At 40.6% G+C, this 1,521-nt stretch carries 2 protein-coding genes and 1 pseudogene; 2 read left to right on the forward strand and 1 reads right to left on the reverse strand.

Going from position 1 to position 1,521, the window contains the following annotated elements:
- Positions 1-141 precede the first annotated feature (141 nt).
- Positions 142-549, reverse strand: a pseudogene (locus tag O9323_RS02735) (hypothetical protein); the annotation flags it as partial.
- A gap of 161 nt (positions 550-710) precedes the next feature.
- On the opposite strand from O9323_RS02735, the gene O9323_RS02740 reads away from it, so the two are divergent.
- A complete protein-coding gene (locus O9323_RS02740; RefSeq protein WP_052588078.1) occupies positions 711-986 on the forward strand; it encodes a hypothetical protein in 276 nt (91 codons plus the stop codon).
- Positions 987-1,376 (forward strand): type II toxin-antitoxin system VapC family toxin, encoded by a 390-nt coding sequence (locus O9323_RS02745; RefSeq protein ID WP_130758074.1) that lies wholly within the window; start codon positions 987-989, stop codon positions 1,374-1,376.
- Positions 1,377-1,521 lie beyond the last annotated feature (145 nt).

Raw genomic sequence — 1,521 nt, forward strand, 5'->3', positions numbered from 1 at the left:
ATGGCTTTTAAATGTTGATCTAGTTGTTCTTTTTGGTCTGTATTCATGATTCTACCGTTTAATTGTTTCTCTTTATTTTGCCTTAGCTAACGTTTTTAGTCTCTAAGCATTTATACTTATGGCAAAATTGGGATGCTCCCCTTCCGCTTTTCCTTCATTAACATCAATAATTTTGAAATTCTGTAAAGGTTCCTGCCAGCGTTTTCTATTCTCTTTTGGATTGCTTGATTTCTCTTCCCCACGAATAACAAGCGTTCCGCTTTTGATAATAACCTTCCCTTGAAACTCTATCTGTTTGATCTCTTTCATTGCCACTTCTTTTGTTTTTGATTCTCTCCCTAAAGCGATCGTTTTTGCTTGGGAATCGAACTTGATTAATCTCCCAGATAGAGAAGTGCCATTTTTTAAAGATACTTTTGTATCATCCGGCATGAATACGGGAATTTTCTTGACGGGAGATCGATCGCCGGTGGCTGGTAGATGATAGCCAGCAAGAGAGGCGATAAAAACTAGGCTAGTTGCGGTTATTATTGGGTAGAGTTTTTTCATCTTTACCTTGCCTGAATGATCGGGATTTAGTTGGTTCTGTTTTCGATCTTGGATGCGGTGGGTTAGGAGTAACAGTAACCCAACCTAGGTTTTTTTCTAGAGGGTTTTTTCCATATTTTAGCGTCAGGATTGTCAAAGGGGAAGCGTTGTATCTTCTCCTTATGTTAAAACTTATAAAGCTACTCCTTTACGCGGTAAGCGATAGAAATATGACTCTACAAGAGCTAATGCGGTGGGCGGAAAAATTATCCGCAATCGAGAAACGGCAACTGATCGAAAAAATTACCGCAGAAATGGCATCGGAATCGGCAGAAGTTAATCAACCCCGTCCCTCTTTATGGGGTATATGCGCCGATTTAGGACAGGCTCCCTCGGCTGAAGATATCGATAAAACCCGACGAGAAGCGTGGGGAGATTTTACGGCAGAGGATCTTTAAGTGTTAAAAGCAGTTTTAGATACTCATGCATTTATCTGGTATCTTTACGCAGATCAACGATTATCCAATTTGGCTCGACAAACCATCGAACAAATTGGCAATAGTGGAGATACGGTTGCTGTTTCCTCGATTACTCTGGCTGAAATTGTCTATCTTGCTGAAAAAGGACGGATTTCCGCTCAAACAATAGAGCGATTGTTAATGGAACTGGACAGGGAAAATTCTATTTTGATAGAAATCCCGCTCGCTCGCAATATTGTGGTTACTATGGGAGGAATCGAGCGCTCGGATGTTCCCGATTTACCTGATCGAATTATTGCGGCAACCGCCCTATATTTAAACGTTCCCTTAAGAGAACTCCATGAAAAAGATGATCCAATAGTTAAGTGAGTTGATAAGGGATTTCCACAAACCACTTTGGCAAATGGGGAAGTCGATTAATCTGTTTTTCCAACTCTGCCATTGCCTTCTCAATCAACTTTACCCCAGTGTGGTAAACCTTGTCAATGAGCTTGACAACTGGATTTTTTCCTTT

The organism is Microcystis sp. LE19-131.1A (assembly GCF_027532015.1).
GTDB lineage: Bacteria > Cyanobacteriota > Cyanobacteriia > Cyanobacteriales > Microcystaceae > Microcystis > Microcystis ichthyoblabe_A.